Genomic DNA, 354 nt, shown 5'->3' on the forward strand with positions numbered 1-354 from the left:
ACAGGGGCATAGTTCAACGGTAGAATAGAGGTCTCCAAAACCTTTGGTGTGGGTTCGATTCCTACTGCCCCTGCCAATTAATTATATTATGGCGATTGTGGTGAAGTGGTTAACACACCGGATTGTGGTTCCGGCATTCGTGGGTTCGATCCCCATCAGTCGCCCCATTTTTATTTTTTATATGCGGAAGTAGTTCAGTGGTAGAACATCACCTTGCCAAGGTGGGGGTCGCGAGTTCGAACCTCGTCTTCCGCTCCATATGGGGCCTTAGCTCAGCTGGGAGAGCGCCTGCCTTGCACGCAGGAGGTCAGCGGTTCGATCCCGCTAGGCTCCACCAATTTTATATTTTTATGT

General features: G+C 50.3%; 4 tRNA genes. All 4 read left to right on the plus strand.

The features are described from left to right. Positions 1-2 precede the first annotated feature (2 nt). The 4 genes from KTHG_RS00340 to KTHG_RS00355 all read left to right on the plus strand — a co-directional run bounded on the left by KTHG_RS00340 (position 3) and on the right by KTHG_RS00355 (position 337). Positions 3-76: transfer RNA gene (locus tag KTHG_RS00340), tRNA-Trp, on the plus strand. Positions 77-91: 15 nt separating this feature from the next. Continuing rightward, positions 92-167, plus strand: a tRNA-His gene (locus tag KTHG_RS00345). 16 nt (positions 168-183) lie between these two features. After that, positions 184-258, plus strand: a tRNA-Gly gene (locus tag KTHG_RS00350). Positions 259-261: 3 nt separating this feature from the next. Then, positions 262-337, plus strand: a tRNA-Ala gene (locus KTHG_RS00355). Positions 338-354: the final 17 nt, after the last annotated feature.

Source organism: Kurthia sp. Dielmo, assembly GCF_000307285.2.
Classification (GTDB): Bacteria; Bacillota; Bacilli; order Bacillales_A; family Planococcaceae; genus Kurthia; species Kurthia populi.